Raw genomic sequence first — 26,862 nt, 5'->3', positions numbered from 1 at the left:
TTTTCCCCCGAGAACAGGGATGCTTGCCCTACGATTGGGGGCATGTCGACTACAACTCGCCTTGTCGTACTGGGAGCTGTGAACCAGTTCCAACCAGTTCACGGCTACTTCTTGCGCCGCGAACTGATGACCTGGCACATCGACGAATGGGCCAACATCCAGCCCGGATCGATCTACAACGCGCTGCGCTCGCTCAAGAACGACGGCTACCTCGCCGAAAACGGCACCGAATCGGCCGGCAACCGCCCCGAGCGCACGACCTACCGCATGACCGAAGCCGGCGAAGTTGAACTGCTCCGGATGCTGCGCGACACGCTTTGGACAGTCGAGGTTTTCGACACCAAACCCGTCATGGTTCTCACCTCGTTCATGTACGCCCTGCAGCGCGAGGAAGTGCTCGCCGGGCTCGCCCACCGCATCACCGAGATCGACGCTCGCATCGCCAGCAACACGTACCACATCGGCGATGTTGCAGCCTCGGTTTCGACGCCAGCCTACGTGCGCGAGATTTTCGAACTGGCCACTTCGCGCTTGCGCGGAGAACAGCAGTGGGCCCGAGAGGTAAGCGAGCGCATCAGTGCCGGCGACTACATCTTTGCCGGTGAAGATGGCGACCGCCCCGCTCGAGCCACTGCCGACTAGTGCGCCGACCCGGCCGCCGCTGAGTTTCCCGCGGTAGCGCGGTACGCCGCTCCAGGGTGGTCGTCGCGCAGAATCGAGTCGTCGGTTCCGAGCAAACGCTCGCGCAAGGTCGGAGCGTCATAGCCTTCACCAGTAACTCCGCGTTCGCGCAGAATCGGCAGCACCTTCTCGATGAACTCCACCGTCGAGCTGGGCTGAATCATGGGCGTCAGCAAGAAGCCGTCGAGGTCGGCACCCTCAGCGAGAGCGATCATCTCCTCGGCGATCTGCTCAGCAGTGCCCACGAAGGGCTTGCTGCGCACCCCATTACCGTGCCACTGCGCCAGAACGTCGCCGACCGTCTGGTCGCCGAAGCGCGTGATTTGGGTCTGCGAAAGCTCGGTGTGCAGTTCCTTCATCGGCGTTGCCGGGTCGAAGGAGGAGAGGTCGAGGCCCGTGAACCACGCGTAGGAGGCGACAGCAACGTCGGGGCTCTCGGCATCCAACACCGCTTGCAGCTTGGCCTTGGCCTCGTCGGCGGTGTCGCCAATCACGCACGTGAAGGCCGACATGATTTTGACCGAGTCGGCCGCGCGACCGTTCTTGACAGCCTCTTCGCGAATCGAGGCGACCTGCTCGGCCACCTTCTCGACTGAACCGCCACCGAGGAAGACAGCCTCGCCGTGCTTGCCGCCGAACTCGCGACCGCGCGGTGACGTGCCGGCCTGGAAGAGCACCGGGGTGCCCTGCGGGGAGTACGACGAGTTTCCGTAACCGTGTGACTTAAAGTACGGACCATCGTGCTCGATGCGGTGCACCTTGGCCGGGTCAGCGAAGCGACCGTTCTTGTCGCGCTCGAGCGCGTCACGCTCCCAGGCGCCCTCCCACAACTTGTAGACGACCTCCATGAAGTCATCCGCCATGTCATAACGCTCATCGTGCGCCACCATCGGAACACCGAACGCCTGCGATGCGGTCTCAGCGGTACCCGTCGTGACGACGTTCCACCCGATGCGCCCACCGGAGAGGTGGTCGAGGCTCGCAATGCGGCGAGCGAAAGCGTAGGGCTGTTCAAGAAGAGTGGATCCCGTGAGCACGAGTCCGAGGTTCGTGGTCGTCGAGATGAGGGCAGCAGCCAGAATCGCGGGGTCGAGGCGCGGCAGGTCGAGGCCCTCGACCGAGCAGATCTCGGGACGCTCACCGTTGACGTCAGCCCAACCCCAGGCATCCGCCAAGAACATGAAATCAAAGCCGGCCTCTTCACAGACGGCAGTGATCTCACGCCAGTAGTCGAGGCGGTCAAACATGTCGCGCTTGTTGTCGGGATGACGCCACGTGGACGTTCCCGAGTCGTTGGCCTGGGGGTTTTCGAATAGACCGAAGCGGAGCTTCTTCATGGTGAAACCTTTCGTGGTGGGAAGAAAGTGTGGGGGGCGGAAGAGGGCAGAGTGGTGGCGGGAAAAGGTGCCGAGGCGCTCGATTTAGCGGTTCGCGGCGGCCCCGTCACTCCACCAGAGCACTCGCTTGCGAACGAGAGCGAGAAGAGAAATAAGGATGACTCCCATGACGCAGAGCAGCGCAATGCTCGCCCACGTCACCGGCAGGTTGGCTTGTGCAGCGGCGATCGTGACGAGTGATCCAAGGCCGGCCTGTTGACCTGCGGCGACAAACTCGGCAACGGCCGCGCCGACAATCGCGAGGGGAAGCGCAATGCGCAGCCCCGCGAAGACATACGGCATCGAACCGGTGAAGCGCAGGTCACGGAAGATCTCCCAGCGGCTGGCATGCAGTGTCTTCATCACGTCGAGAGCACGGTCATCCACATCTCGCAGCCCGGCAAGCGAGTTGACGAGCATGGGGAAGAACACGACAAGTGCGGTCACGATGAACTTGGGGGTCATGCCGAAGCCGAAAGCTACGACGAGCGCGGGAGCGATTGCGACAATCGGAGTCACCATCACGACGACCACCAGCGGCATGATGGCGCGCTCCATGATCTGGAACTCGGCCATGATGATCGCCAGAATGAAGCCAGCGAGGATGCCCGAACTCGCGCCCACGGCAACCTCAAGACTCGTCACGAGCATGTTCGCCCAGTACGTGTCGGCATCCGTGATGAGGCTCATCCAGACCTGGTCGATTGTCGGAATCACGTAGGGATTCGCTATCGCGGTGATCTGCCAGAGCGCGGCCGCAATGACGAAGGTGATTACCGCCGGGGCCCAGTTAGTCCAGCGCAGATTCTGCTTGAACTTGGCGGAAGCCAGCGGCGAGAATCGACGGCCCGTGGCACTTGTCGCTGCCTGAACGGCGAGGGCGGAGGTTTCAGTTGTTGACATGGTGTCCTCGTTCTTGCGTGACCTAGGCACTCTTTTGTCCCATCACTTCGCGCAGCGTTTCGCGAACGTGACCTTCAAGGTCGCGGAACTCATCGGTCGCGTAGACGTCGACCGTGCGCGGGCGCGGCAAGGGAACATCGATGATCTCCGCAATGTGGCCGGGGTGGGCCCCCATCACCACAATGCGGTCGGAAAGCATGATGGCCTCCGGCACCGAGTGCGTCACAAACATGACGGCCTTGCGGTTGGACTGCCAAAAATCGAGAAGGCCGAGTCGCTGAGCATCGCGGTTCATCTCATCGAGAGCAGAGAAGGGCTCGTCCATGAGGAGCACGCTCGGGTCGAACACGAAAGCGCGAGCAATGGCGACGCGCTGCTGCATACCGCCAGAGAGCTGCCCCGGGTACTTATCGAGCGCGGCGCCCAGACCGAACGATTCCAGAATCTCGCGCGGATCACGCAGGTTGCGGTTTGCATTCGCTTGGGGGTTCACCGTCATCGGTAGGCGCACATTGTCGAGCACCGTGCGCCACGGGAGCAGTGCGGGCGACTGAGGAACAAGACCGATCATCTTGTTCTTCGTGGCGGCTTTCACCGTCATCCCGTCGACCTTGACGGTGCCGCTGTCTGCTTCGATGAGGCCGGCAACGGTCTTGAGCAGCGTCGACTTTCCGCAGCCACTCGGGCCGATAACGGAGACAAACTCGCCCATCTTGATGGAGAGGCTCACGTGGTTGAGCACGAGCGAACGCGCCCCCTCGGGGCCGAAGCTCTTAGAGACGTCCTCAATATGAACGCCGGCGTGTGGCTGTGCGGTTTCCACAGTTACTCCCTGAGTTGTGATGCCGGATGCCGCACCGGGTGGGGTGGTGCGGCATCCGAGCGGGGTGGTCGGGTTAGTTTCCCGGCCAGATCAGTTCGCCGTCTGTATAGAGATCAGAGACGAGGGTTTCATCCATCATGTCGGTAATAGCAGGAAGGCTGTCGACGTTGCCGTACTGCTTGACGAGTTCGTACTCGGCCTCCCAGTCAGCGGCAGTCTGGGCTCCGGGGAGCCCACTGTTGCTGTTCTTGACCCACTGCGATTCCACATTCCACGTGCGTTCGAGCTGTTCGCGCGGGAAGGCAGATCCTTGGCCGTTGTCTTCGGCCAGCTGCGCGATCATGTCGAGGCACTCATCAGAGCTGTCAAGGCAGAACTGCAGAGCGTGCAGTGAAGCGCGCATGAAGTCAGCGGCGACTTCGCGGTTTTCGGCGAGGAACTGAGAGTTGACCTCCATGACGTTGTAGGTGCCTTCAACACCAACGTCGGAGGGGAAGAATTCACTGAACGGAAGCCCCTGTGCCCGCAGGTTCTCGGGCTGGTTCGAGGCGTAGCCGACGATGGCATCGACCTGGCCGCGGGTGACGACGGTGGGGTCGTAGTTGGTCATCTTGATCAGTTCGACCTTGCTGACATCGACGTCAGCGGCATCCAGCATCGCCGAGGCGATGGGCGTGAGGTTGATGAAGTAACCGAGCGAACCACCTTCGAGGTCCTTGAGGCTCTTGATTTTCTCGTTGGCGAAGATCGAGAACGGCGGGGTGTTGCCGTAAGTCGCTACTGCCGTGAGGTTTTGGCTATTGGCGGCGGCGAGCATGACGTCGGATGCCGAACCGAGGGCGGTGAATTCGGCCTGACCTGAGGAAACGAGCTGCTGCCCGTTCGCTCCCGAGGCGTTGATCTCCACGTCAAGGCACAGGTCCTTGAAGTAGCCGAGTTCGTCAGCAAGGAATACGTCGACCTGACCGGCGCTGGCCGAGTAGCCGTAGCCGGAGATGTAGGTGATGGTGCCTGCCGCGGCGTTGCGGTCACACGCCTCTTGGGAGATCAGGAGGTCGTCAGCGTCGGGAATCGAAGGTTCTTCGGGTGCTGTGCAGGCGGAGAGCGTGAGTGCTGTGGCCAAGAGTCCTGCGATGCCGAGGCCTCGCAATTTCTTGGAGTCAAGAGGTGTCTTCACTTTGATCCAGGTTCCTTCCTAGGCCGTATCCGTCATTGGATGGCTAGACAAAACGTACATGATCAAGATTGACTGTGCAAACTTGATTTTCCATCACTGCAGCCGCCTTCCCCACGCGCAACACTCGCGGGCGAGAAGACGCGTTGGTGAGACGCAATGCGCGCCGGAGGGCGCACACACGGTTTCTTATGACGTTAGCGGAGGTAGGCGCCGGTCAGTAGGTGCGCGTAGGGTTCGCCGCTCGCACCTCGTCGAGAACCGCATCGGCGACATCTCCCGTGAGTTGCGTGCTCGTCCCCGAAACATAGATCCACAGGTCGTTCACGAGATAGTGAGTCTGCGCGGTCCACCCCACCGAAGTCTCGAACTCTTTCTCCAGCGTGGACACCATCCCCGAGCTCGCACCAGTGAATCCCGTACTGAGAAGTGCCTCGCGCAGTGCGGTGGCATCCGCGTCGGAAATATCGGCTACCGCAACACCAAAGCCGCCATCCGAATTCGGAACACCCCAAATACAGTTCTTAGCAATGGAGGCATTGCCCGCCGCGGTGTCGATCTCGGGCAGCTCGTCACCGCGAACCGGAATCGCGTCGTCAGCCCCCAAAACAACGGTCGAGGGAGAGAACAGATTCTTCGCGTCGTTCAGCGGCAGCAGCGTGTCACAGCCCGGGAGGATCAGCGGGTCCGGGGTCGGAATCGGACTAGAACTCGGCGACGCCGTGGCTGGTGGAGCGCTCGCTGTCGTTGCGCTTTCTGGCTCCGCAGAAACGCATCCGGCAAGCATCCCACCCACAAACACCGAGGATGCCGCAGCCGCCATCATCTTTCTGTCCCACCCACTGTTCATAGCTGAAGAGTAACCCCGCAACCTGCCGAGAGGAAGAGAGTAATAGTTACTTCATTGCCCGCGCGGAGTGCCCGCGAGCGCCGCTAGCTCGACTGACGAGCTAGCTGGCCCAGAGCATCCGCATCGACAATGACAACGCGAGCCCGGCCCTGCCGAATGATGCCGCGGCTGGCCAGTTCAGACATTGTTTTGCTGGTCGATTCGCGAGTTGCGCCGAGCAGGCCCGCGAGTTGGTCATGGCTGAGACGGATGGTCGGATGCGTGAATCGCGGAGTGCGGGCAGACTCCGCCAACCGAAGCAGCGTGCTGCACACTCGCGACTGCAGCGGACGCAAAGCGAGATCGGTGAGCCGCTCTTCGAGCCGCACAACCTGCTCCCCCAGATGGCGCGAGATGCGGATTGCGATGCGTGGGTCGGCGATGAGGTAGCGCTCGACATCCGCTGTGTTCATGAGACAGATCTCGACGTCGTCGATCGCTTCGGCGTAGTTGTCGTACATGCGCTGGCCGACCATCATCATCTCGCCAAAGACTGCACCGGGTTCGAGGATCGCCATCGTGAGGGCTTTACCGTCTTCGGTGACGCGAAAGATGCGGATGCGGCCCTTCTTAAGAATGAAGAGCGCGGTGACGGGTTGGCTTTGGCTGAATACCAGCTCGCCCGCCGCGTAGGAACGCGACGGGGCGAGCCGATCCATCGCGTCGAGCTCGTCAGCAGAGAGATCCGCGAAAAGATCTACCTCGCTCAGGCAACTGAAGGAACCGTTGTCGATTGGCATGAGCGGTTCCTGATCCCTTCGCTGCGGCGACCACGGGCGGTCGCTCGCCAGCGGTGCAGACGCAACCTGCGCGCCACAGGAAACCATAATTACACGGTCAGGCTGGTTATTAGCGGTACTCGGGATTGGCGTCGAAGCCGAAGCGTTCGCCATCGTTCCACTCTTTTCGCGAGTTGCCGTAGGCGGGGATGCCGCCGGAGTTCTTGAGGATCGAGGCCAGATGCATGAGGTTCCACGACATGAAGGTGGTGTTGCGGTTCGTAAAGTCGTTCTCTGGGCCCCCCGAGCCCTCGTCGAGGTAGCTGGGGCCGGGGCCGATCTCGCCAAGCCAGCCGGCATCCGCTGCGGGAGGGATAACGTAGCCAATGTGCTGCAGGCTGTAGAGAACGGACATGGCGGAGTGCTTGACGCCATCTTCGTTACCGGTGAAGAGCGCGCCGCCGACCTTGCCGTAGAAGACGTACTGGCCCTTGTCGTTGAACTCACCACTCATCGCGTAGAGACGCTCGATGAGCATCCGCGTCACGGACGAGTTGTCGCCGAGCCAGATCGGTCCACCAATGACGAGGATGTCGGCCGCTTCAATGAGGGGCCAGACTTCGTCGATCCAGGCGTCCTTCTCCCAGCCGTGCTCGCGCATGTCGGGGTAGACGCCGATCGCAATGTCGTGGTCGACGAAACGCAGGCTGTCGACATGAACTCCGGCACTACGCATGAGGTCGATACTCGAATCCATGAGCCCCTGCGTATGGCTCAGCTCGGGGCTCTTCTTGAGCGTGCAGTTGATGAAGACAGCCTTGAGCCCGTCGTAGCGGGGAGCGCCGGCGGGAACAGAATTCTCAGTAGTTTCGGTAGCCATGACCCGATGCTACGGGCGAGCCCTCCCTGCGAACTGTGATCTAGCGTACGGTTCGCTGAACAGTGCGCTGCTAAACATGACTGAGGGCAGACGCCCTTCTCGAAAGGATTACGCATGCCCGCTCAGTGGGATCTCATCGTCATCGGCTCCGGCAGCGCCGGAATCGTGGCCAGCAAGACCGCCGCTCGCTTTGGGGCGCGCGTGCTGCTCGTTGAACGACACCGCCTCGGTGGGGACTGCTTGTGGACCGGCTGCGTTCCCTCCAAATCACTGATCGCCGCCGCTCATGCCGCCAACGTTGCACGCACGTCGGAACGCTTCGGCGTCGCCGCTGAGAACGTGACGGTCGACTTCGCGAAGGCAATGGGCCACGTGCGGAGCGCCGTGGCGACGATTGAACCGCACGATTCGGTGGAAGCCTTCGCCGAGTTTGGCATCGAGGTCGCTCACGGCGAGGCGCGTTTCACGGGCCGCCACTCTCTCGAAATCGACGGCACCCGCCACACCTTCGTGCAGGCGGTCATCGCTACCGGCACCGTGCCGCGCGTTCCCACCTTTACGGGCACCGACAGCGTCCAGATGCTCACGAGCGACAGTATGTGGGAGCTCGATGTACTCCCCCAGCGCCTCGTCGTGCTCGGCGGCGGCGCCATTGGCAGTGAACTCGGCCAGGCAATGGCGCGACTCGGTTCTGACGTGACGATCGTGAACCGCAGCAACCGCATCCTTCCCGGAGAAGAAGAGCGCGCCAGCGCCGTGCTTCAAACGGCTTTCGACCACGAGGGCATCACCGTGCTGAACGGACGCAGCGCCGTTGAAGTGGTTTCGAGCGACGGTCTCAGTGGCGAACTCATTCTTGACGACGGCACCCACGTGCCCTTTGATCGACTGCTCGCCGCTATCGGCCGCACCCCTAACCTCGACACCCTTGCCCCCGAAGCCGCCGGCGTTGCCGTCACCGACCAGGGCTACGTTGACGTGGATGCCTCACTGCGCACCGCCAATAAGCACATTTGGTCGGCGGGAGACGTGGCTGGGTTGCCGAAGTTCAGCCACATTGCTGGTGTGAGCGGCGGCATCGCCGGCACCAACGCCATCCTCGGATTGCGTCGCACGTTCAACGAAGCGGTCGTGCCCCGCGTGACTTTCACCTCCCCCGAAATCGCCGCCGTCGGCCTCACCGCTGCGGATGCCGTCGACGGCAAGCACCGCGTCTTCACGGGCGAGCATGGCTCCACCGACCGCGCCATCGCCGAGGGGGAAAAGGATGGATTCGCGCAAATCGTCGTGAGCTCACGCGGCCGCGTTCTCGGGGGAACCATCGTCGGGCCCCGTGCTGGCGAGAGCCTTGGCGAACTTACTGTCGCCGTGAGCGCCAAGCTGTCGACGAGCGCGCTGGCTAGCGCCACCCACGCCTATCCGACGTTCAGCGATGCGCTGTGGAACGCCGCCATCGCCGACGTGCAGTACCGCTTGAAGAGCGGCATTGTGAAGGCGGGCATCCAGTTGTTGGTTCGCGTGCGTCGGGCGATGGTGGGCAAGCCCCGCGCCTAGCGTGGTGAGGCGTGCGGTCGTGGCGCGCGTGCTGCGTGCTGCGTGCTGCGACGAAGCAGCTAGCGCAGCAGGCGATAGCCGACGATCATGCGCTGGGCAGCACTGACAAGAACGACAATGCTCCAGACGATCGCGATCTGCCAGGCGATGAACGGCAACACAAGCCACAGGGTGTGAACGAACACTGTCTCACCGCCTTCGGCGATGCGACCGAGAAAGAACAGCGAGCGGTTGTCGTCGTCAGAGAGTGTGCGGCCCGTGCGCTCAGCGATCGACGAGAACGCCAAGAACGCGGCTCCGTTGATGTAATAGGCAAACAAGACGACCAGGAACGGCCACCACGGCGCACCGAACGCGGTCGTCGCACCCACCGCAACGCCCAGAACGGTCGCGCCGTACGCCACAAAGTCGGCGACGATGTCGAGAAAGCCGCCCGCTTCGCTTGCGGTAGGCGAACGAGGCGCGGATGCCGCCGCGAGCCGGCGCCGAGCCAGCGTTCCGTCGAGCCCGTCGAGCACTCGCGACCCCAGCCACGCGACCACCGCTAGCGCCCACAATTGAGTGGCGGCGAGCGCCGCACTGCTCAAGCCGAGAACGAGTCCGGCCACAGTGAGGCGGTCGGGCGTGATCCAGGGCACGTCAATAGCGGAAGCCATGGTGTTCAGAGGCTTGCTGACTGCTCGACGCAGCTGGACATCCAGCACGGTTAGTCGTTCTCCACCGCGGCAGGGTCGGTGGCGGGATCAGCGATCTCTGCTGTTTCGGGAGTTGCGAGAGCCGAGTCTGTGCCTGCGGCCGCTGCTGCGGCGGCATCCTTCTTTCGAATACGACCGGCGACAATCCCACCGCCAATCGTCAAGACTGCGAGAGCGGCGAGAGCGACATAGAAACCTCCGTTGAGCTCGGCCCCGTAGGCACCGACGGCAACGAAAGCCATCGTGCCGGGAATGATGCCAATGGTGGTGCCGATCATGTAATCGCGAACACGCACCGCCGTAAGACCTGCAGCGTAGTTGATCACGGTGAAGGGAACGAGCGGAATGAGGCGCAGCACAATCATCGAGAGCAGCCCGCGCTTTTTCAGCATGTCGTCGACGGCACGTACACGACCACCGGTGTACTGCTCCACAGCATCGCGGCCGAGCATCCGCCCGATCCAGAACGATGCCGCCGCTCCCGCAACAGCTCCGGCCAGCACCAGAAGAGTGCCAACCCACAGCCCCCACGCGAGCCCCGCAGCAATGCTGATGACCGCTTTCGGGGCGGGCGTAAGAGTGAGGATCGCGTAGGCGAGGATGAAGATCGCAGCGCCGGTTAGCCCGGTGCTTTCTGCCCACTCTTGAATCGCATCCACTGAGGGAATTTCGATTGTCACCGCCACGATGACGATGGCGATAAGAAAGACGACGAACGCGCCAGCTTTCCACAGAGCAGCGGAACGTTTCTTAGTCATGGCTCAATCGTAGGGCGGGGGTTCCGACTTCGTTTGTGATGTGGCTTACTGAAGGGAGATGTTGTGCGCCCTTAATGTGGGACTGCGCTGCGTCGGGCATCTGGGCAGCCTACTTGTTGGCCCTCACACTCTAAGGAGCACTTGCGTGCACACCTGGTCGCAGTTTCGCCTCATGACTCCATTCCGCCCCGGGCGCGCACGGCGCCGCGCTGTTGCCGCTCTCTCGGTCGCGGCAGCGAGCACCGTTGTTCTCACCGCGTGCTCGGCACCGTCACCAGCCCCGGTGGGTCTCGAGTTCACTGACTGGTCTGACGTACAGGGTGCTGCCGACGGTCAGACCGTGAAGTTGTGGATGTGGGGCGGTGACGATCAGGGCAACGCCTACGTTGACGATGTGTTGGCTCCGGCCGCGGCGGCGCAGGGCGTCACGCTCGAACGGGTGCCGATCGCGGACACGAAGGATGCCCTCAATCGCGTTTTTACTGAGCTGCAGGCTGGCCGAAACACGGATGGCGCTGTCGACCTCGTGTGGATCAACGGCGACAACTTTCGCACCGGCAAGCAAGCGGATGCCTGGCTCTGCGAGTGGACCGACCTGCTGCCCAACATGACCGCGGTCTCCGCCACCGACCCGCTACTCACGGAAGACTTCGGAACAGCCGTTGACGGCTGCGAAGCCCCCTGGCACAAGGCCCAGTTCTCTTTCGTTTACAACGCGGCAAACGTTGAGAACCCGCCGACGACGGTCGACGGCATTCTCGATTGGGCCGAGGCTAACCCCGGCCGCTTCACCTACCCTGCCGCTCCCGACTTCACGGGCTCGGCCTTCTTGCGGTCGGTGCTGTACAGCGAGTCTGGTGGCTACGAGAATGTGCCATCGACGTTCAGTGATGAGGCGTTCGACGAGTTATCCCCTGCGCTGTTCGATCGGTTGGAAGCGCTCGCCCCGTCACTGTGGCGCGAAGGCAGCACCTACCCCGCGACATCCGAACAACTCACCAAGCTCTTCGCCGACGGCGAGATCGACATGATGATGACCTACGGCCCAGCGACCCTCACGGCCCTCGTCGAGAACGGCACCCTGCCCGACACCACGCGAGTGCTGACGGTGGAGGACGGCACGCTCGGCAACGCCAGCTTCTTCGGCATCCCCAGCAATTCGGGCAACATCGCGGGTGCCATGGTTGTCGCCAACGAAGCCCTGTCGGTGGAGCAGCAGGTCGCGAAGGCTGACCCTGCGGTGTGGGGTCAGTTCACCGTTCTTGATCTGGATGCTCTCTCCGCCGCTGATCGCGAACTCTTCGACGCTCTGCCGCAATCACCGATCGTGCCGAGCTTTGACGTGCTGTCGCGCAACGCCAACCCGGAGCTTTCTGCCGAGTGGGTTCCCGCCCTCGACGAGGCCTGGCGCACTCGGATCGCTGCGGGTCAATGACAGCAGCCCTGACGCGACCAGTGCGACCGCTGCGACGCCAGCTGCGCGCGGCACTGCTCGTTCTGCCCGCGGTCATCCCGGTTGCCTTCGTGGCGATCGGTGGAGTGGGCACGACTCTGCTGCAGAGCCTCGGTCTCATGCCGTTGGTCGGTTCCGCCGAGCTCAGTACGGCGGCCTTCGACGACAGCGATGAGCTGCTCACCTCAGCGTTGCTTTCCCTCTCGATCGCCGTGGTCTCCACCGCCATCGCCGCGGTCGTCGGTTTTTTCGCCGCCGTCGTGATCATTTCGGGTAACTGGGGCGGCCGCATCGTCGCCGCCGTGAGTGCCGCAGCGGTGACGGTTCCGCACCTCGTCGGCGCCGCAACCGTAGGGCTGCTGCTCTCCGACTCCGGCGTGCTCGCCCGACTGTTCGGGGTCGCGCCCGACGCGTGGCCTGCGCTCGTTGCTGGCCCCACCTGGTTCGCCGTGATTGCCGAATACGCGTGGAAAGAGTCGGCCTTCATCGCGCTCATCATCGTCGGAACCCTCGCCACTCGCATCACGTCGTACGACGAAACCGCCGCCGTTCTCGGCGCGCACCGTTTCGCGCGATTGCGACTCGTGCTCTTTCCGTTGGCGGCACCGTCACTGCTGGTGGCATCCGCGATCGCTTTCGCGTACACGCTTGGCTCCTATGAAGTGGCGTGGATGCTCGGTCAGACGTACCCCGAACCGCTCTCGGTCATGGCGCTGCGCCTCTTCAACTCCGCAAGCCTTACCGCTCGCCCAGAGGCAGCAGCCATTGGCGTGATTACCGTCATGCTCACGGCCGTCGTTGTGGCCGCCGCGATGCTCGGACTGCGACGAATGCGAGCGTGGCGATGACTCTCTCCACCAGCAACGTCGACGTCGATCGCGCGCAGCGGGTTCAGCACGAACGCCGGATGCCGGGCGACGCTGGCCGCCCCCTTTCGCAGTCCCGGGGAGTGATGCGCACCGCGCGCATCGGCTCGACCGCCCTCATGTCGCTGTGGTTCGCGCTGCCGTTCTTGCCGCTCGTGCTGTGGTCGTTCGCGAACTCGTGGTCGGCGCCCGACTTGCTGCCGATGACGCTGGGGGTGGATGGTCTCACCGCCGCCCTCGCGAATGGTGCTGTGACTGCCTTTGGTGACTCGCTGCTGCTCTCGCTCATCGTCGCTGCCATCGCCACTCCCCTCGGAGCCATGGCGGCCCGCGCGCTCTCCCGTCGCACCCTGCCGTTCGGTCGGCTCGTGAGTGTGCTGCTCTTCTCCCCGGTGCTGCTTCCCCCGTTCGCCGCCGTTCTCGGCATCAACGTGGTGCTGTTGCGGGCGTGGGTGCCGCCCGAGTTCGGGGTGATTCTGGTGCTCGTGGTCGTGGCGATCCCGTACACAACTTTCTCGATGCGAGTCGCGTATGCCGCCTACGACGACGGCTTCGATGAGGCCGCGCGCACGCTCGGTGCCACCTCCCGGTTCGCGCTGTGGCGCATCCACCTTCCGCTTATTGCGCCGGCGTTGGCCCGCTCGGCGTTCCTCGCGTTTGTGGTCGGTTGGAGCGATTACCTCGTCACTCTGGTGGTGGGTGGCGGGCAACTGGTCACCTTGCCGCTAATCATCGCTTCCAGTGCATCCGGCATCGGCAATGAGTCGAGCGTGGCTGTGCTGTCGCTCTCCGCGGTGCTCCCGCCGCTTATCCTTCTCGCGTTCGTTTCGCGTGCCCGCAACCTCAATCCAGGGAAGCAGTCATGACCCCCACACCAACAGCCGCAGCACCAACAGCCGCGGGGCCAGTAGCCGCCGAAGCCGCACCCTCGGCGATCACGCTCACCGGCGTCACAAAGACCTACTCGGCAACATCGCCGGCGGCGCTGCAGGGCGTGAACCTCGACATTCTGCCCGGCACGAGCACTGCCATCGTCGGGCCGAGTGGCTCAGGTAAGAGCACAATCTTGCGCATCATTGCGGGCCTCGAGGATGCCAATGGCGGCCGGGTGCGCTTGGCCGGTCGCGATGTCACGGCACTGCTTCCCGAAGAGCGCGGCATTGCGATGGTCTTTCAACGCCCGCTGCTCTTCCCGCATTTGACGGTGCTCGACAACGTTGCGTTTGCCGATCGTGCCGCGGGTCTCAGCCGAGCGCAAGCGCGCGACCGTGCGCGCGAACACCTCGAACTCGTACACATGGCGGAGTTTGGTGGGCGCTCCCCGCACTCGCTGTCGGGTGGCCAACAGCAACGGGTTGCCGTCGCCCGGGCGCTCGCCGCGAAGCCTTCGGTGCTGTTGCTCGACGAACCGTTCAGCGCTCTCGATCCGGGGCTCAAAGATGACATGCACGCGATGATCGCCGAGATTCGCCAGGCCGTGAACCCGACCATCCTGTTCGTAACGCATGACCGCGATGAGGCCAGCGCCATGGCCGAGCGCATCGTCGTTCTTGAGAACGGGCAGCTGCTGCAGCACGACACCGTCGATCACGTCTTTCATCGCCCCGCCTCCCTCGCGGTCGCCCGGTTGCTGGGCGGCAAGAACGCCTTCGCGGGCACGATCGAGAATGGCGTGCACCGTTCTGCTCTCGGCGACGTCGCGCTCGACGGCGATGTCGCATCCGGCCCCGCCACGCTCGTCTTTCGCCATGAAGCCGTCACCTCCACCCTGCGCCAACCCACGAGCGGGGCGGATGCTGACGCTCTCGCCACCCGTCACGCCGATGCTGCCGCGTGCCAACGCTTCGGCCCGCGCGAACTGCACGGTGTCGTCACGTCCACCGTTCAGCGGGGCCCGCGCCGCGAGATCATCGTGCAGGTCGCGGATGCCGAGGTGTACACCGAGGCAGCCCCCGGGCATCCGCTTTCGGTCGGTGATCTCGTTACCGTGAGCCTGCCGTGCGAAGCGCTCTGGGCTGTCCCGGCGAACTGAGGGCTTAGCCCGTCGCAGTAGCTCGGGTTCGAGCTCAGTCAGCCTCGGCGGCAAACTCCCATACGGTGCTCCTATGGTGGAACCATGAAGTACCGAAACGAGCCGATCTATACGGCTGCGATCGGTGCGGGCCGTGCCATGTTCGGTGCTCTCCGCGTTCGTCGCACCGTCATCGGCGCCGAGAATCTGCCGGACTCGGGCGGCGCCGTCATTGCGATGACGCACTTCGGGTATCTCGAATTCGCCCTCGTCGAGTGGGCTTTGTGGCTGCACAATCGCCGCCGCATCCGCTTCATGGCGAAGAAGAGCGTGTTCGACAAACCCATCGTTGGCTCGTTCATGCGCAACATGAAACACATCCCCGTTGATATGAAGGCGGGAGCCTCGGCCTACGCGGCTGCGGTGAAGGCGTTGAAGTCGGGCGAACTCATCGGTGTCTTTCCCGAAGCCGGCGTGAGCGCGTCGTACACGATTCGCGACTTCAAGACGGGGGCGGTACGACTTGCCGCCGAAGCGGGCGTACCTCTTGTGCCCCTCGTTCTGTGGGGCGGCCAGCGTCTTCTCACGAAGAACCGCAAGATCACGCTGAGTGAGCGCACGAATGTTCCTGTTGTGATGGTCGTGGGTGAGCCGATCACGGTAGCCCCGACGGACGACGCCATCGAGGCGACCGCGAAGCTCAAGACCACAATGGAAGGCCTGCTCGAAACCGCGCAGAAGTCGTATCCCGTCGAGGGAGCAGGCCAATGGTGGTTCCCGCGCCACCTGGGTGGCACCGCGCCCACTCCAGAAGAAGCGGCAGCGGCCGATGCCGCCCGCGATCTGCGCCGAGCGGAAGCTGCACGCAAGGCCAAGTAACGACACTCGCTGCGCGTTCCTGACTTTGGTTCACACCAAGTCGTGGCAGCATGAGCACATGGTTTATGTCGCTGATGATGCCCGTTACGAACCGATGCCCTACCGCCGTGTGGGGCGTAGTGGCCTGAAGTTGCCCGCCGTCTCGCTGGGACTCTGGCAGAACTTTGGGGATGACAAGCCGATCGCCACCCAGCGCGCCATCCTGCGCCGCGCTTTCGATCTCGGCGTCACCCACTTCGACCTCGCCAACAACTACGGCCCTCCCGCCGGTTCTGCGGAGTCGAACTTCGGCCAGATTCTGCGCGAAGACTTCCGCCCGTACCGCGACGAGATGATCATCTCGAGCAAGGCTGGCTACGACATGTGGCCGGGCCCGTACGGTGTGATGGGATCGCGCAAGTACTTGCTTGCAAGCCTCGACCAGTCCCTCAACCGCCTTGGTCTCGACTACGTTGACATCTTCTACTCTCACCGTGCCGACCCCGACACTCCTCTGGAGGAGACGATGGGTGCCCTGCACACTGCCGTCACGTCGGGCCGCGCACTCTATGCGGGAATCTCGAGCTACTCCCCCGAACTCACGCGCGAAGCCGTGCGAATCATGAATGACCTCGGAACGCCGCTGGTCATCCACCAGCCCTCGTATTCGATGTTCAACCGGTGGATCGAAGCCGACCTTCTCGACACCGTCGACGAACTCGGCCTCGGCGTTATTGCCTTCTCGCCGCTCGCCCAGGGTCTACTCACCGACCGCTACCTCGGTGAGATTCCCGCCGACTCGCGCGCAGCCAAGGGTGGCTCGCTCAAGTCGGGAATGCTCAACGACGAAACGCTCGGTCGCGTAAAGGCGCTCAACGAGATCGCTTCGGGGCGAGGCCAGTCACTCGCCCAGCTCGCCATCTCGTGGGCACTGCGCAACGACCGTGTCACCTCGGCCCTCATCGGCGCCTCAAGCGTGACGCAGCTCGAACAGAACCTTGCCGCGGTTCAGAACCTTACTTTCGAGGATGCTGAACTGGCTGCAATCGACGAGCACGCCAAGGATGCCGGCATCAACCTGTGGGCAGCATCGAGCGCGGTTTCCTAAGCCGCCACCGCACAACAGCCGCAGTCGCTGTGGGAGGGTGAAGCGTGAGCTCTCCCACGGCGCAGCAATACCACGACGAAGTACTCGGCGCGCTTGCCGCGCTCGCCCGCGAAACTGGCATCTCGCCTGAACGGGGTGAACTCGTGCGGGCTGATCGTCGCTCCGAGTTCGAGTACTTCGGTCTGCGCACGCCCGACCGACGCCGCCGAGGCGCCGCTGGTTTCTCGTTCACCGGCCAGGATTCGGCATCCGTCCTCGCTGCGTGGGACGAGATCTGGAACCTGACCAACAACGGCGACGTGATGTTTGCGGCACTCGATTTCTATCGGCGACGGATCGGTTCGCGCTCCTGGACTCCCGACGACAGCGCCGGGCTCTGGAGCACCGCCGTGGGCTGGATCGAGCGCATTGACAACTGGGCTCATGCCGACGAACTTGCCCGACTGTATTCGTTCGCGCTGGCCGACCAGCCAGAACTCGTGTTCCCGACGCTCGAGGAGTGGAGCCGCTCCGACAACGAATGGCAGCGCCGCATCGCGATGGTGAGCCTCATCCACTACAGCGGCAAGAACGCCGTCTTCCTGCCGATCGAGCCCAGCCTTCGTGTGCTCGCCAACTGCACGGGCGACCGGCGCGAAACCGTCTCGAACGCGCTCGGTTGGGTGCTGCGCGAACTGCTGGCCGTGCATCCGGATGCCGTACTCGCGTTTCTTGAGACGCACGCCGCGAGCATGCCGCGGCCCGCCATCCGTCGCGCCACGGAACGCCTACCGCAGCCAGAGCGCGACCGCGTGCGCGCTTCGCTCGCTTAGCGATGATCCGGTCAGTCATTCGGTAAAACCTCCGCGCTGTTCTCGTCCGGCGACGACGCCTACGGCGTCGACCCCCGCGACTTCTGTCGCGAGCCCACAGCCATGGCCGTGCCGCCGATGCACAGCACCGCTGCACCTACCGCAATAGCTACTGCATACGCTCGAGAGTCCAAGCTCGCTCCCGCAGCAGAAGCACGGAACGAAACCCACGAGAGAAGCTGCGACGTGACTATCGTCGCCAGCGTTGAAGAAAGTCCAAGAATAGGCACGCTCACTGCGGTGATGCGCCCCATGAATCCGGGCGGGGTGGCGGCCTGCAGAATGGGACCCTGCGCCACCACATAGACGGCAAACGCGATTCCGGAAAGCAGCATCAGTAGTGATGCCGACCAGAAGTCACGGGTAAAGGCGTAGCCGAAATAACTCAAGCCGAGTAGAACAATCGCGATCGGGAAGAGCCGTTCACTTCCGAGCTTACGCAGAAGTGGGATGGCGAAGACAGCGCCAATGAGCCCGCCGACCGAGAATGTCGCAGCAACGATGCCATACTGCGCGGCGCTGAGCTGAAGCGTTTCGAGCGCGAAGAGCGACAACACGGCGTTGTTGATTCCCAACGCGACGCCGTAGAGGCCAACACCCACGATCACAAGCCGTACCGATCGCACTCGCCATGCCGTTGCGAGCCCGTTTCGAAAGCGAGACCAGAACGCCGTGATCTCGGGATCGGAAACCGGTACCACCGCGAGCTTTCTCGTTTGGGTTATGACTAGCGCCGACACCAAAAAGGTCAGCATGGTTGTCGTGAGCGCAGGGATGGCGCCGTAGAGCGCAAACAACGTGGGGCCAAGCGCAGCCGCGATGCTCGCGACACCCAGGCTTGCGAACATGCTCTTGCTCGACGCATCTACGCGCCGCGAAACCGGGATCACTACGTGCATGAGGGCCGCTCGTGCTGGATTGAAGAACTGCGAAAGCACCGAGATGCACACGAGCAGACAGAGCAACGAGCCGATCATCAGTCCTCTACTGGGCGTGGTCGCTGCGAGAACAATGACCGGAGCTATCAGGACGGCACGCATCAGGTCGGCCTTGATCATGGTGGGCTTGGCACTCCACCGATCTACCCATACCCCGGCGAACGGCGCCACAAAAAGTCGCGGGGCTGATGACGCAATCACCACGGCAGCCACGTAAGTGGGAAGTAGCGGATCACCCTTAGCCAGGTCGAGTACAACCCACACCGTCACGGTCGCTCCGAGAATGAACTCACCGAACGAAGAGGTGGCTTGAGCGACCCACAGCAACGCAAAGTTTCTACTGACGAGAAATCGCGCTTCGCTGGTCATCGATCGACTACCGGTCGTGCCGCTTCTCGGAATCCTCGGGCTCTTCCGCAGCGGTCACGACAGGCTTCGTGGCGCGCTTCGACGTCTCGTCGAAGACTTGGGGATCACCGTTGCCGCCGCCATTGGCTTGCAAAACGCTCTGCGCGATGTTCGCTGCCATCGCGCCGAGGCGATAGAGGAGCGTGGTGATGGCGGCCATGCTGCAACCCTAGGCGAATAAGCGAGAAAAGTTCCGTTCAGGCTGCGCCGAGCTCCGTCGAGATGTCGCGGGCGACTGAATGCAACAGCGGCAGGTGCGCCTTGAGCGCGTTCAGGTCGGCCGCCATCCGGATCGCGGTGATCGAGAGCGCGCCCACTACACCGGCTGGTCCGTGGATGGGCACGGCGACGCAGTTCACGAAGTCTTCGAATTCGCCGTCGTCAACCGCCCAACCGCGCGCAGCAACGGTGGTGAGTTCGGCATCCAGTTCTGGGCGAGACGCCACCGTGTTCTCGGTGTACTTCTCCCAGACGACGCCGGCAAGAATGGCATCCCGATCGCTGGTGGGCAGTTCGGCCAGAATTGTTTTGCCGACGCCGCTGCAGTAGGGGCGCGCTGGGCTGCCAATGCGCGAGTACATGCGCACTCCGCTGGTGTCTTCGACCTTGTCGACATACACAATGCTGTGGTCAACGAGGGCGGCGAGGTGGATAGTGTTGCCGACCGTGCGATGAAGTTTTAACAGGCGGTCGTGCGCGATCTCCCGCAGATCAAGGCTGTCGGATGCCTGATGGGCGAGTGCGATGAGGTGCAGGCCGAGCACATACTCGCCGTTCTTTCGCTTGCGCAGGTAGCCGACCTCTTCGAGCGACTGCACTTCGCGGAACATTGTGGAGCGGTGCACTCCGAACTCTTCGGCGAGCTCACCGACACTCGCCGGGCGACGGGCGATTGAATCGACGATGCGTGCTGCACGACGAACGCTCTGCGACATCCGGGCTCCCTCTCATCGCTGCACGGGCAGAGCTTCGCCCCGCCCGCATGTTGCATTATATGCAACAGTGTTGCACAGAATGCGCACATGGTCGATAGTGGAAGCGTGCAGACGACAACCCAACCGGAGATTATTGCGATTGGCGAAACGATGGTGCTCATCACACCCACGGTCGCCGAGCCTCTCGAAACCGCCGAACTCTTCCGTCTCGAAACGGGCGGGGCGGAATCGAATGTGGCCGTACATCTCTCGGCTCTCGGCCACCACGCCGCCTGGGCAAGCCACCTCGGCACCGACCCGTTCGGTCGCCGTGTCGAACGGCAGCTTCGCGAACGCGGCGTCGACACCAGCCTCGTCAAGTTTCGCGCGGATGCCCCCACCGGCTTCTACTTCAAAGATCCCGGCAACGGTGTGACCTACTATCGCGCGGGTTCTGCTGCATCGGCCATGACACCGGATGATCTCGCCGAGGTTCCTTTTGACCAGGCTGCTATCACTCACATCTCGGGGATCACGCCGTCACTCTCGGCCACCTGTGCCGCGCTCATTGAGTCAGTGCTCGATCGCGCTCAGCAGAGCGACACTGTCGTCAGTTTTGACGTGAACTACCGTGCAGCGCTCTGGCCGGTCGCCGAAGCCGGCCCCACGCTGCTCGCTCTCGCCCGTCGTGCGAACATCGTGCTTGTCGGTCTCGATGAAGCCGCAGTGCTCTGGGGCACCACGACTCCCGAAGAAGTGCGCGCGCTACTCGGCGATCCTGACTTTCTCGTGATCAAAGACGGCGACGTCGGTGCCACCGAATTCAACGCGGATGGTCACGTGTTCGAACCTGCCCACAAGGTGGATGTCGTCGAAGCCGTCGGTGCCGGAGATGCTTTCGCAGCTGGTTACCTCAGCGGCTACCTCACCGGGCTTTCCCCCGAGCAGCGCTTGAGCCTCGGCCACGATCGCGCAGCGCTGGTCTTGAAATCCACCACCGACCTCCCCACGCTCTAACTTTTACTCCACCAACTCCTCCCTCCTCACTGTCGCTCGCTTCTGAAAGGCTCTCTCATGGCTCAGATCTCTAACGCATCGCTCGACCCGCTCTTCGACGGTCAGCCCCTCATGGCGATCCTTCGCGGCTTCGGTGTCGAGCGCAGTGTTGCTCTGGCGCGCACCGCGTGGGAACTCGGCATCGACTCCGTCGAAGTACCCATCCAGAGCGACGAAGATGTTGAAGCGCTGCGCGCCGTTGTTGCTGCGGGCAAAGAGCTCGGCAAGTCAGTCGGCGCCGGAACCGTCGTCACTCTCGAGCACGTGCGTCAAGCAGCGGATGCCGGAGCAGCATTCACCGTGAGCCCCGGCTTCGACCTCGACGTCGTTCGCGCCTCGTTCGAAGCAGGCATGCCGCCGCTTCCTGGCGTCGCGACCGCAACTGAAGTTCAGGCCGCGCAGACTGCTGGGCTTACCTGGGTGAAGGCTTTCCCGGCATCACTCTTGGGCACCGGCTGGTTTGGCGCCATGCGCGGACCGTTCCCCGCGATGCGTTTCGTCGCGACCGGCGGAATGGATGCGGGCAACGCCGGCGAATACCTCACCGCAGGCGCCAAGGTCGTTGCGGTCGGTTCGGCACTCGCCGATGAAACCCAGTTGCCGCGCCTCGCTGAGCTGCTTGCCGCCCGCGGCTAGCCCACCAGCAGAACCGACATCGAGCGCGGTTTTGTCGCTAGTTCGCTTTACGTGATTACGCCGACCACCCCAAGCTCGACCGGCCCCGGGAGAAGCGAGACCGATTCGATTCACCCCCCAGAGTGGATCACAATACTTCCCGACGACGGTTATGGCCTCGGCAACACCGAGATTGAGCATCGACCTTCTTACGCGAACGGGACAACCAATGTCAGCTCGGTCCTCGTCGCATCCTGAACGAAACGCACCTCGGACGCGATGCTCTCAGCACGCTCAGTGAGCCCCGGTAAGCCGAGCCCCCGTAAGCGAACCATCGGCACCCCCTTGTCGGCGCCCGGACCGCGAACCGCGATTACTAACTCAACCTCAGTCCAAGCGACCTCGACCTCGATCTCGACTCCATTAGCCCCACCATGCTGCATGGCGTTACGGATCCCCTCGATGGCGATCGCGAAACACTGCTCTTTCACAAAAACCGGCAGAGTTCGGCTCACACCCGAATGGACGACATTGATCTGCTCGGGCGTCAGTCCTGCCTGGTCTGCATAGCGGTCGATGGCGGTCGTCAACTCACCGTCACCTACCAACTGTCGAAGATCGAAAGCAAGCTCCCGCATGTCCTCGACGACCGTAGTCAGTGAGGAACGAGCACGATCGAGATGCCCATTGACCAAATCAGAATCGGTCTCGGACTGCGCAAGATCGACGCGAAGGATCGCTGCCGCGATCCCGTGCGTGAAACGATCGTGAAGCTCTCGACTCATCCGCAGCTGGGACTCGATATGCGCACGCTCGATCTGCTCCCGCATCACCTCGACGTAGGCAATCGCTCCCGGCGGGAACCGTCGCCAGATCGCGGCGTGCAGTGCCAGCGACACTCTGATGTCATCAGGCACGTCACTTTCGCGCGTCAAGTGTTCAACGATGATCGGCAGGGCTACCCCGAAGAGAATCTCAGCAGCCATCAGCGGCTGGGAAGGGTCGACGCCGCGCATAGCCACCAAACGCCCGTGCCGAGCGAGAGTTTCAGGCGCCCCGTACTCGAACCCCACCAAGGGCACGGGGGCCTCGTCATCGCGCGCATTTGCGAGCGTCTCATATACGATGGAGACGGTTTGTACCTCGAGAGATGGATCGAGCCCAGCCTCACCAACCAGGGGACTTCCGCGTTCTCGCAGTGCCTCCGTCAGGGCCTTCAATACAGCACCAAGCACCTTTGCGGCAGCTGCCGCACGAACTGCCGGCTTCTCGGATTGACTCATCGAGCGTCCTCGAGGATTCCCAACCGTCGGCCGGCGAGCACGGCTTGCATGCGCGTGCGGGCGTCGAGCTTCGAGAGTATCGACCCGACGTGCCGCTTCACCGTTCCCTCAGAAATGCATAAGCTCGCCGCGATATCCCGAGTGCTGCGCGCCTCAGCAAGTTGCAGCAGGATCTCGCCCTCCCGTGGCGAAAGCGGTGAAACGGCGGCGGCGGGCACCGCAGGGTCTGGCCCAGCACCGGTTTTGAGCAATGAGATGAGCTGAGCGCTTGGCATGGACTTACTTAGGAATAGATCGGCACCGTTGGCCAGTAGTTGCTTCTCGAGGAGCCTGTCGGTGAACATCGTCAGAACGAGAATTCGAACCGCAGGGACGACCCGGCGCAAACGTCGCACTACGACCGAAGCGTGGGGGCCGGGAATGCTGACGTCGAGCAACACTACGTCCGGCTGCCAGCTTGCCGCGATTTCCAGGCAATCGTCGCCATCGATTGCCTCGGCGACCTGCGCTACCTCCGGTGACTTCCCGACAATTTCACAGAGCCCCTCACGGAACAAGGCGTGGTCGTCCGCGATCAGCACCCGCAGTCCGGCGTGGTTTCGGGGTCGAGAACGCTTCGCGGCGAATGCATCCATGACCACACACGATACCGGCAGACCGTATGTGCCGAAAGGCACATATTGGACACAAACCGAGACTTCGAACCGGTCCTCTTGTAATTTGTGCTTTATTCACCAACGAATAAACCTGGCGCTGAGTCCAAGCATGATGCGAAAAGAAAAATGATGTCAACAAAGAAGGCTGTGGTCGCGACTGTCGCCGCGATCGCGATCGTCGCCGCGACGGTTACCCCTGCGGTAGCCGCTGGGTCAAACTACGGCAAGTCCTGGGAAAGCGGGGTAGGCGGAATCTTGGTCAATGGCTATGTACAGATTCAGGCCTCCTACTACGACAGCGGCCGTCACGCGAAGCCGGGATACCAGCGCTTCATTAGAGATGCCGGGCCCTCATTGGACACCGGTCGGCTGTACACCTCGTCGGCGACCTCGGCCACGTCATCGACCGTGCGGTCCCGCCAAGATCAGGTGTGGGATTCAGTGCTGTGGGGCGACCCGTACGTGACCCGCTACTACTACGGAATCCTCTACTTCTAAAAGACGAGGGCGGGTGGCGGAGCGATCCGCCACCCGCCTCGCGATGCGCGGAAAGGGCCAATCGATGCGTTCGTTCGCCATGAGTGGATTCATCGCGGTTCTCGTCGCTTTCTTCTGCTGGGCCGTCTTCTGGTCAGTGGGAGATCGGGAACAGTCGGTTTATGGACTCCCAGGAGCCACGACGGTCTTCAGCACCACGATCGGGCCGGAAGCGGTCGCCTCCACCGCGAACTCTCAGGCAAGCGACGAGATCATCGCGGCGCTGCACGAAGCGCACGTGAGTCTCGTTGTCGCGTCCGTCGGCGACGGAGTTCCAGAGCTGCTAATCGACGACTCGGGCGATCGATTGCCGTGGGCGCGGGGGCTCAGCTCCGCCACACCCGGTGACGTCTATGTCATCCGCTCGAGTTTCTCGGCCCGCCAATGGACGAACGATGCCAAGGTGTCGTTGCTGCCAAATGGAGCCCGCGTCATTGGGGCGGTCGATCCGGGCACGCCCGTCGGCGACCTTCAATTTATCCGTCCCCTCGCCGGGTCTCCGGTGGCCGTGGGAAGCTATGTTCTCGGATCGACCGACCCCGCGCTCATCTCGAAAATCGAGGACTCCCTGAGTCGCGCCGGCATGCAAGTGCAGGGCACACAGCCGCGAACGACTCTGTCAGATGTGACGCACAACTCGCTCGTGAATGTGACCGCCGCCTTCCTCGCCGCCGGCGCTCTGTGCGCCGGCGGCGCGATCATTCTGATCACCCTCGGACGCCACAATGAGGCCGAGATCCGTCGGATCCACGGGGCAACGGGAGGCGCGCTCGTAGTGCGCTGGTGGGGCCGCACAATTCCGGCGCTCCTCGCCGGAAGCGTGGTCGGAGTGGCGATCACTGGGGCGTCGACCAGGATCATCGGCGCGCAAGGGCTCTCGCCCGCCGAACTCACCACACTCGCATTCGCAGTGATACTTTCGATGCTCATCTCGACGCTGCTCTGGGCGGCCGCAGTCATCGGATCAGTGGCAGGAATGACCCGGAGTTCCCGTCGTGCGCGGTGATGCGGGAGGTGGCGTCCGACTCGCGGCTCGCTCGTGGCCGGGACTGGTCGCGATTGCGGGGATGGTGACAATCGCGGGGGTACTGTCAAGCTTCATCCTTTCGGATGTGATCTCCCAGACCCAAGTGCTGCAAGGTGGCGCTGCTCTTCGCGCGAATCACGCCGTCACCTTTACGCCGTACTACACCTCCTCCCAAGTGAGCACCATCTCGGACGAGACGATGGACGAACTAGGCGTTGAGATTGCCAACGGCGACGCATACTCCATAGTCGTGTCGAATGTTCAGGTCGACGACCCCAACTCCGCAGATGGCACCTCGGTCGTGGTGTTGGTGGGGGATGCTGTACTCGCGTTGTTTCCTGGGCTTGGACTATGTTCGCCCGCCCCCTGCGCAATGCGGGGCGCCGAGCTTGACGGAAGATTCATCCCTGACGTCCAATTTGCGGGCGAGAGCTTTAGTCGTTTCGACACCCTCGCGCCTTCCGCTACGCTCCTCGACCCGAACGTCGCAGGCCTGCAACTCGACAGCAAGATCGTGCTTCGCGTGCCCGCCGCCAACCTGACGCAATTCGACGCCTATGAGCGCGAAGAGATCCTGATGAAAGCCGTGCTGCTCGCACCAGACGCTACGGTGGTAGACCAGTACCTCACCAGAGCGGTAGCTGAGGGCCTATTTCTTGTTCCGCGCGACGTAAACGCCGACCAGCCCAGCCGTTTCCGGGACATCATGATCAGGTCGATGATGTACGTCATCGGACTCGTCGCCTTCCTCTCGCTCGCACTGTTGGCAATGTGGCTGGTCGCCGCGAGCATCTTTTCCCGCAACCGAAATGCCTTTGCGATCCGCCGTATTTATGGGGCGCCACCAGGAGCCGTCGTTCTGAGGGTCGGAGGATTCTTCGCCAGCGTGTTCGCCGTGCCCATCGCCGCACTGCTGCTCGTGACAGTGGTCGGCGGCTCGGTTCGGACCGCCGCCGTAGGGCTTGTCACCCTGCTCGTCGGCGCTGTCGTGATCATGACGGTGGCGTCCGCAGCCCGAATTCTCGCGCACGATCCCGTGGAAAGGTAGCACGATGACCACGCTCCTGAAGGCCTCAGCAGTTAGCAAGTTGTATGGAAGCGACGATCACCGAGTCGCCGGTGTCGTGGAGTCGACGCTCAGGGTTGAAGCGGGCGAAGCGGTGGCACTAATGGGCCCTTCAGGGTGCGGAAAGTCATCACTCTTGGCACTCCTCGGCCTGCTTTCCCGCCCCAACTCAGGAATAGTAGAGGTGCTTGGCATTCCGGCACCGACCACCGAGAGAGGGCGCGCTCGCCTGAGAAACGCAACGTTCGGCTACATCCAGCAGGACTACGCCATCATCGATGTCGAGCGAGTCCGCGACAACGTCGCCATCCCCCTCGACTACTCGCAGATGCGGAGGACGCGGGGTGAGCGTCGGAGGCGAGTGCAGTCCGCTTTGGAGCTGGTCGGTCTGCCTTGGGCGATCGACGCACGCCCGCGTGCTCTCTCGGGGGGCGAGCGTCAGCGGGTCGCCGTTGCGCGTGCGATTGTTAACGATCCGAAGATCTTGCTCGCCGATGAGCCGACAGCGGCACTCGACTCGGCAACCGGACAAGGGATCATCGATCTTCTTCTCGCGGTGCGAGAGCGTGGCGGAGCTCTTCTTGTCGCCACCCACGACCCCCGGGTCGCCGAACGGTGCGACCGTGTGGTTCTGATGCACGATGGGCGACTAACCGACTCGTAACTAGGGTTTTCACCGATAGGCGATGGCTCTCGCTACGGGCGCGAAGGTCGTTGCGGTCGGTTCGGCACTCACTGATGAGAGCCAGTTGCCGAGCCTCGC

The 26,862-nt window shown here is 62.9% G+C and carries 29 protein-coding genes; 15 read left to right on the top strand and 14 right to left on the bottom strand.

The annotated features are described in order from the left end of the window. The first annotated feature begins 42 nt into the window (after positions 1-42). Positions 43-642: a PadR family transcriptional regulator gene (locus ACR3YK_RS05820; protein ID WP_486176262.1), complete on the top strand. Its 600-nt coding sequence runs from the start codon at positions 43-45 to the stop codon at positions 640-642. Here the strand turns inward: ACR3YK_RS05820 and ACR3YK_RS05815 are convergent. The 7 genes from ACR3YK_RS05815 to ACR3YK_RS05785 all read right to left on the bottom strand — a co-directional run bounded on the left by ACR3YK_RS05815 (position 639) and on the right by ACR3YK_RS05785 (position 7,445). Then, complete coding sequence (locus ACR3YK_RS05815) at positions 639-2,018, bottom strand: NtaA/DmoA family FMN-dependent monooxygenase (RefSeq protein WP_486176261.1); 1,380 nt, start codon at positions 2,016-2,018, stop codon at positions 639-641. The two genes, ACR3YK_RS05820 and ACR3YK_RS05815, sit on opposite strands and share 4 nt — an antisense overlap. Positions 2,019-2,102: 84 nt before the next feature. Beyond that, entirely contained in the window at positions 2,103-2,960 is an 858-nt protein-coding gene (locus tag ACR3YK_RS05810) for an ABC transporter permease (RefSeq protein ID WP_486176260.1), read from the bottom strand. A gap of 22 nt (positions 2,961-2,982) precedes the next feature. Next, positions 2,983-3,783: an ABC transporter ATP-binding protein gene (locus tag ACR3YK_RS05805; protein ID WP_486176259.1), complete on the bottom strand. Its 801-nt coding sequence runs from the start codon at positions 3,781-3,783 to the stop codon at positions 2,983-2,985. A gap of 73 nt (positions 3,784-3,856) precedes the next feature. After that, positions 3,857-4,960 carry an ABC transporter substrate-binding protein gene (locus ACR3YK_RS05800; RefSeq protein WP_486176258.1) on the bottom strand — a complete coding sequence of 368 codons (1,104 nt, stop codon included), beginning with the start codon at positions 4,958-4,960 and terminating at the stop codon, positions 3,857-3,859. 214 nt (positions 4,961-5,174) lie between these two features. After that, on the bottom strand, positions 5,175-5,807 hold the full coding sequence (locus ACR3YK_RS05795) for a hypothetical protein (RefSeq protein WP_486176257.1): 633 nt from the start codon (positions 5,805-5,807) through the stop codon (positions 5,175-5,177). 83 nt (positions 5,808-5,890) lie between these two features. Then, complete coding sequence (locus tag ACR3YK_RS05790) at positions 5,891-6,586, bottom strand: Crp/Fnr family transcriptional regulator (RefSeq protein ID WP_486176256.1); 696 nt, start codon at positions 6,584-6,586, stop codon at positions 5,891-5,893. Positions 6,587-6,695: 109 nt separating this feature from the next. Next, positions 6,696-7,445, bottom strand: coding sequence for a flavodoxin family protein (locus ACR3YK_RS05785; protein WP_486176255.1), 750 nt, complete (start codon positions 7,443-7,445; stop codon positions 6,696-6,698). Positions 7,446-7,559: 114 nt separating this feature from the next. Here ACR3YK_RS05785 and ACR3YK_RS05780 point away from each other — a divergent pair, with 114 nt between their 5' ends. Further along, a complete protein-coding gene (locus tag ACR3YK_RS05780; protein ID WP_486176254.1) occupies positions 7,560-8,999 on the top strand; it encodes a dihydrolipoyl dehydrogenase family protein in 1,440 nt (479 codons plus the stop codon). A 59-nt stretch (positions 9,000-9,058) separates the two neighbouring features. Here the strand turns inward: ACR3YK_RS05780 and ACR3YK_RS05775 are convergent, their stop codons facing one another. Further along, positions 9,059-9,655, bottom strand: coding sequence for a CDP-alcohol phosphatidyltransferase family protein (locus ACR3YK_RS05775; protein ID WP_486176253.1), 597 nt, complete (start codon positions 9,653-9,655; stop codon positions 9,059-9,061). Positions 9,656-9,705: 50 nt separating this feature from the next. Next, positions 9,706-10,452: a TVP38/TMEM64 family protein gene (locus tag ACR3YK_RS05770; RefSeq protein ID WP_486176252.1), complete on the bottom strand. Its 747-nt coding sequence runs from the start codon at positions 10,450-10,452 to the stop codon at positions 9,706-9,708. A gap of 145 nt (positions 10,453-10,597) precedes the next feature. Here ACR3YK_RS05770 and ACR3YK_RS05765 point away from each other — a divergent pair, with 145 nt between their 5' ends. The 7 genes from ACR3YK_RS05765 (at position 10,598) to ACR3YK_RS05735 (ending at position 17,560) form a co-directional block, all read left to right on the top strand. After that, a complete protein-coding gene (locus ACR3YK_RS05765; RefSeq protein WP_486176251.1) occupies positions 10,598-11,887 on the top strand; it encodes an ABC transporter substrate-binding protein in 1,290 nt (429 codons plus the stop codon). Further along, complete coding sequence (locus tag ACR3YK_RS05760) at positions 11,884-12,753, top strand: ABC transporter permease (RefSeq protein WP_486176250.1); 870 nt, start codon at positions 11,884-11,886, stop codon at positions 12,751-12,753. Before ACR3YK_RS05765 ends, ACR3YK_RS05760 begins: the two co-directional genes overlap by 4 nt. Next, positions 12,750-13,637, top strand: a complete 888-nt coding sequence (locus ACR3YK_RS05755) for an ABC transporter permease (protein WP_486176249.1) — start codon at positions 12,750-12,752, stop codon at positions 13,635-13,637. The genes ACR3YK_RS05760 and ACR3YK_RS05755 overlap by 4 nt, the downstream gene beginning before the upstream one ends. After that, entirely contained in the window at positions 13,634-14,803 is a 1,170-nt protein-coding gene (locus ACR3YK_RS05750) for an ABC transporter ATP-binding protein (RefSeq protein WP_486176248.1), read from the top strand. Before ACR3YK_RS05755 ends, ACR3YK_RS05750 begins: the two co-directional genes overlap by 4 nt. Before the next feature lie 84 nt (positions 14,804-14,887). Then, a complete protein-coding gene (locus tag ACR3YK_RS05745) occupies positions 14,888-15,661 on the top strand; it encodes a lysophospholipid acyltransferase family protein (RefSeq protein WP_486176247.1) in 774 nt (257 codons plus the stop codon). 58 nt (positions 15,662-15,719) lie between these two features. Beyond that, positions 15,720-16,748, top strand: coding sequence for an L-glyceraldehyde 3-phosphate reductase (mgrA, locus tag ACR3YK_RS05740; RefSeq protein ID WP_486176246.1), 1,029 nt, complete (start codon positions 15,720-15,722; stop codon positions 16,746-16,748). Positions 16,749-16,792: 44 nt separating this feature from the next. Next, complete coding sequence (locus ACR3YK_RS05735) at positions 16,793-17,560, top strand: DNA alkylation repair protein (RefSeq protein WP_486176245.1); 768 nt, start codon at positions 16,793-16,795, stop codon at positions 17,558-17,560. A 59-nt stretch (positions 17,561-17,619) separates the two neighbouring features. On the opposite strand, the gene ACR3YK_RS05730 is transcribed toward ACR3YK_RS05735, so the two are convergent. The 3 genes from ACR3YK_RS05730 to ACR3YK_RS05720 are packed head-to-tail and all read right to left on the bottom strand — an operon-like array spanning position 17,620 to position 19,880. Continuing rightward, positions 17,620-18,906: an MFS transporter gene (locus ACR3YK_RS05730; protein ID WP_486176244.1), complete on the bottom strand. Its 1,287-nt coding sequence runs from the start codon at positions 18,904-18,906 to the stop codon at positions 17,620-17,622. 7 nt (positions 18,907-18,913) lie between these two features. Continuing rightward, on the bottom strand, positions 18,914-19,105 hold the full coding sequence (locus tag ACR3YK_RS05725) for a hypothetical protein (RefSeq protein WP_486176243.1): 192 nt from the start codon (positions 19,103-19,105) through the stop codon (positions 18,914-18,916). A 37-nt stretch (positions 19,106-19,142) separates the two neighbouring features. Next, positions 19,143-19,880 (bottom strand): IclR family transcriptional regulator, encoded by a 738-nt coding sequence (locus ACR3YK_RS05720; RefSeq protein ID WP_486176242.1) that lies wholly within the window; start codon positions 19,878-19,880, stop codon positions 19,143-19,145. Positions 19,881-19,967: 87 nt separating this feature from the next. Here ACR3YK_RS05720 and ACR3YK_RS05715 point away from each other — a divergent pair, with 87 nt between their 5' ends. Both ACR3YK_RS05715 and ACR3YK_RS05710 read left to right on the top strand, forming a co-directional pair. Next, positions 19,968-20,876, top strand: a complete 909-nt coding sequence (locus ACR3YK_RS05715; RefSeq protein WP_486176241.1) for a sugar kinase — start codon at positions 19,968-19,970, stop codon at positions 20,874-20,876. Positions 20,877-20,933: 57 nt separating this feature from the next. Continuing rightward, on the top strand, positions 20,934-21,551 hold the full coding sequence (locus ACR3YK_RS05710; RefSeq protein WP_486176240.1) for a bifunctional 4-hydroxy-2-oxoglutarate aldolase/2-dehydro-3-deoxy-phosphogluconate aldolase: 618 nt from the start codon (positions 20,934-20,936) through the stop codon (positions 21,549-21,551). 188 nt (positions 21,552-21,739) lie between these two features. Here the strand turns inward: ACR3YK_RS05710 and ACR3YK_RS05705 are convergent, their stop codons facing one another. Together ACR3YK_RS05705 and ACR3YK_RS05700 are read right to left on the bottom strand one after the other, a co-directional pair. Beyond that, positions 21,740-22,813: a sensor histidine kinase gene (locus tag ACR3YK_RS05705; RefSeq protein WP_486176239.1), complete on the bottom strand. Its 1,074-nt coding sequence runs from the start codon at positions 22,811-22,813 to the stop codon at positions 21,740-21,742. Beyond that, complete coding sequence (locus ACR3YK_RS05700) at positions 22,810-23,448, bottom strand: response regulator transcription factor (protein ID WP_486176238.1); 639 nt, start codon at positions 23,446-23,448, stop codon at positions 22,810-22,812. Before ACR3YK_RS05700 ends, ACR3YK_RS05705 begins: the two co-directional genes overlap by 4 nt. Before the next feature lie 147 nt (positions 23,449-23,595). On the opposite strand from ACR3YK_RS05700, the gene ACR3YK_RS05695 reads away from it, so the two are divergent. From ACR3YK_RS05695 to ACR3YK_RS05680, 4 genes are all read left to right on the top strand, one after another. Then, complete coding sequence (locus ACR3YK_RS05695; RefSeq protein ID WP_486176237.1) at positions 23,596-23,967, top strand: hypothetical protein; 372 nt, start codon at positions 23,596-23,598, stop codon at positions 23,965-23,967. A 13-nt stretch (positions 23,968-23,980) separates the two neighbouring features. Then, entirely contained in the window at positions 23,981-25,012 is a 1,032-nt protein-coding gene (locus tag ACR3YK_RS05690) for a hypothetical protein (RefSeq protein WP_486176236.1), read from the top strand. Between the two features lie 61 nt (positions 25,013-25,073). Then, on the top strand, positions 25,074-26,081 hold the full coding sequence (locus tag ACR3YK_RS05685) for a hypothetical protein (protein ID WP_486176235.1): 1,008 nt from the start codon (positions 25,074-25,076) through the stop codon (positions 26,079-26,081). A gap of 4 nt (positions 26,082-26,085) precedes the next feature. Further along, on the top strand, positions 26,086-26,763 hold the full coding sequence (locus tag ACR3YK_RS05680; RefSeq protein ID WP_486176234.1) for an ABC transporter ATP-binding protein: 678 nt from the start codon (positions 26,086-26,088) through the stop codon (positions 26,761-26,763). The last annotated feature ends 99 nt before the right edge of the window (positions 26,764-26,862 follow it).

The organism is Salinibacterium sp. 10G20-15, from assembly GCF_057365065.1.
Note: the sequence above shows the minus strand (reverse complement) of the source record. Positions and strands in the feature narration are given on the sequence as shown.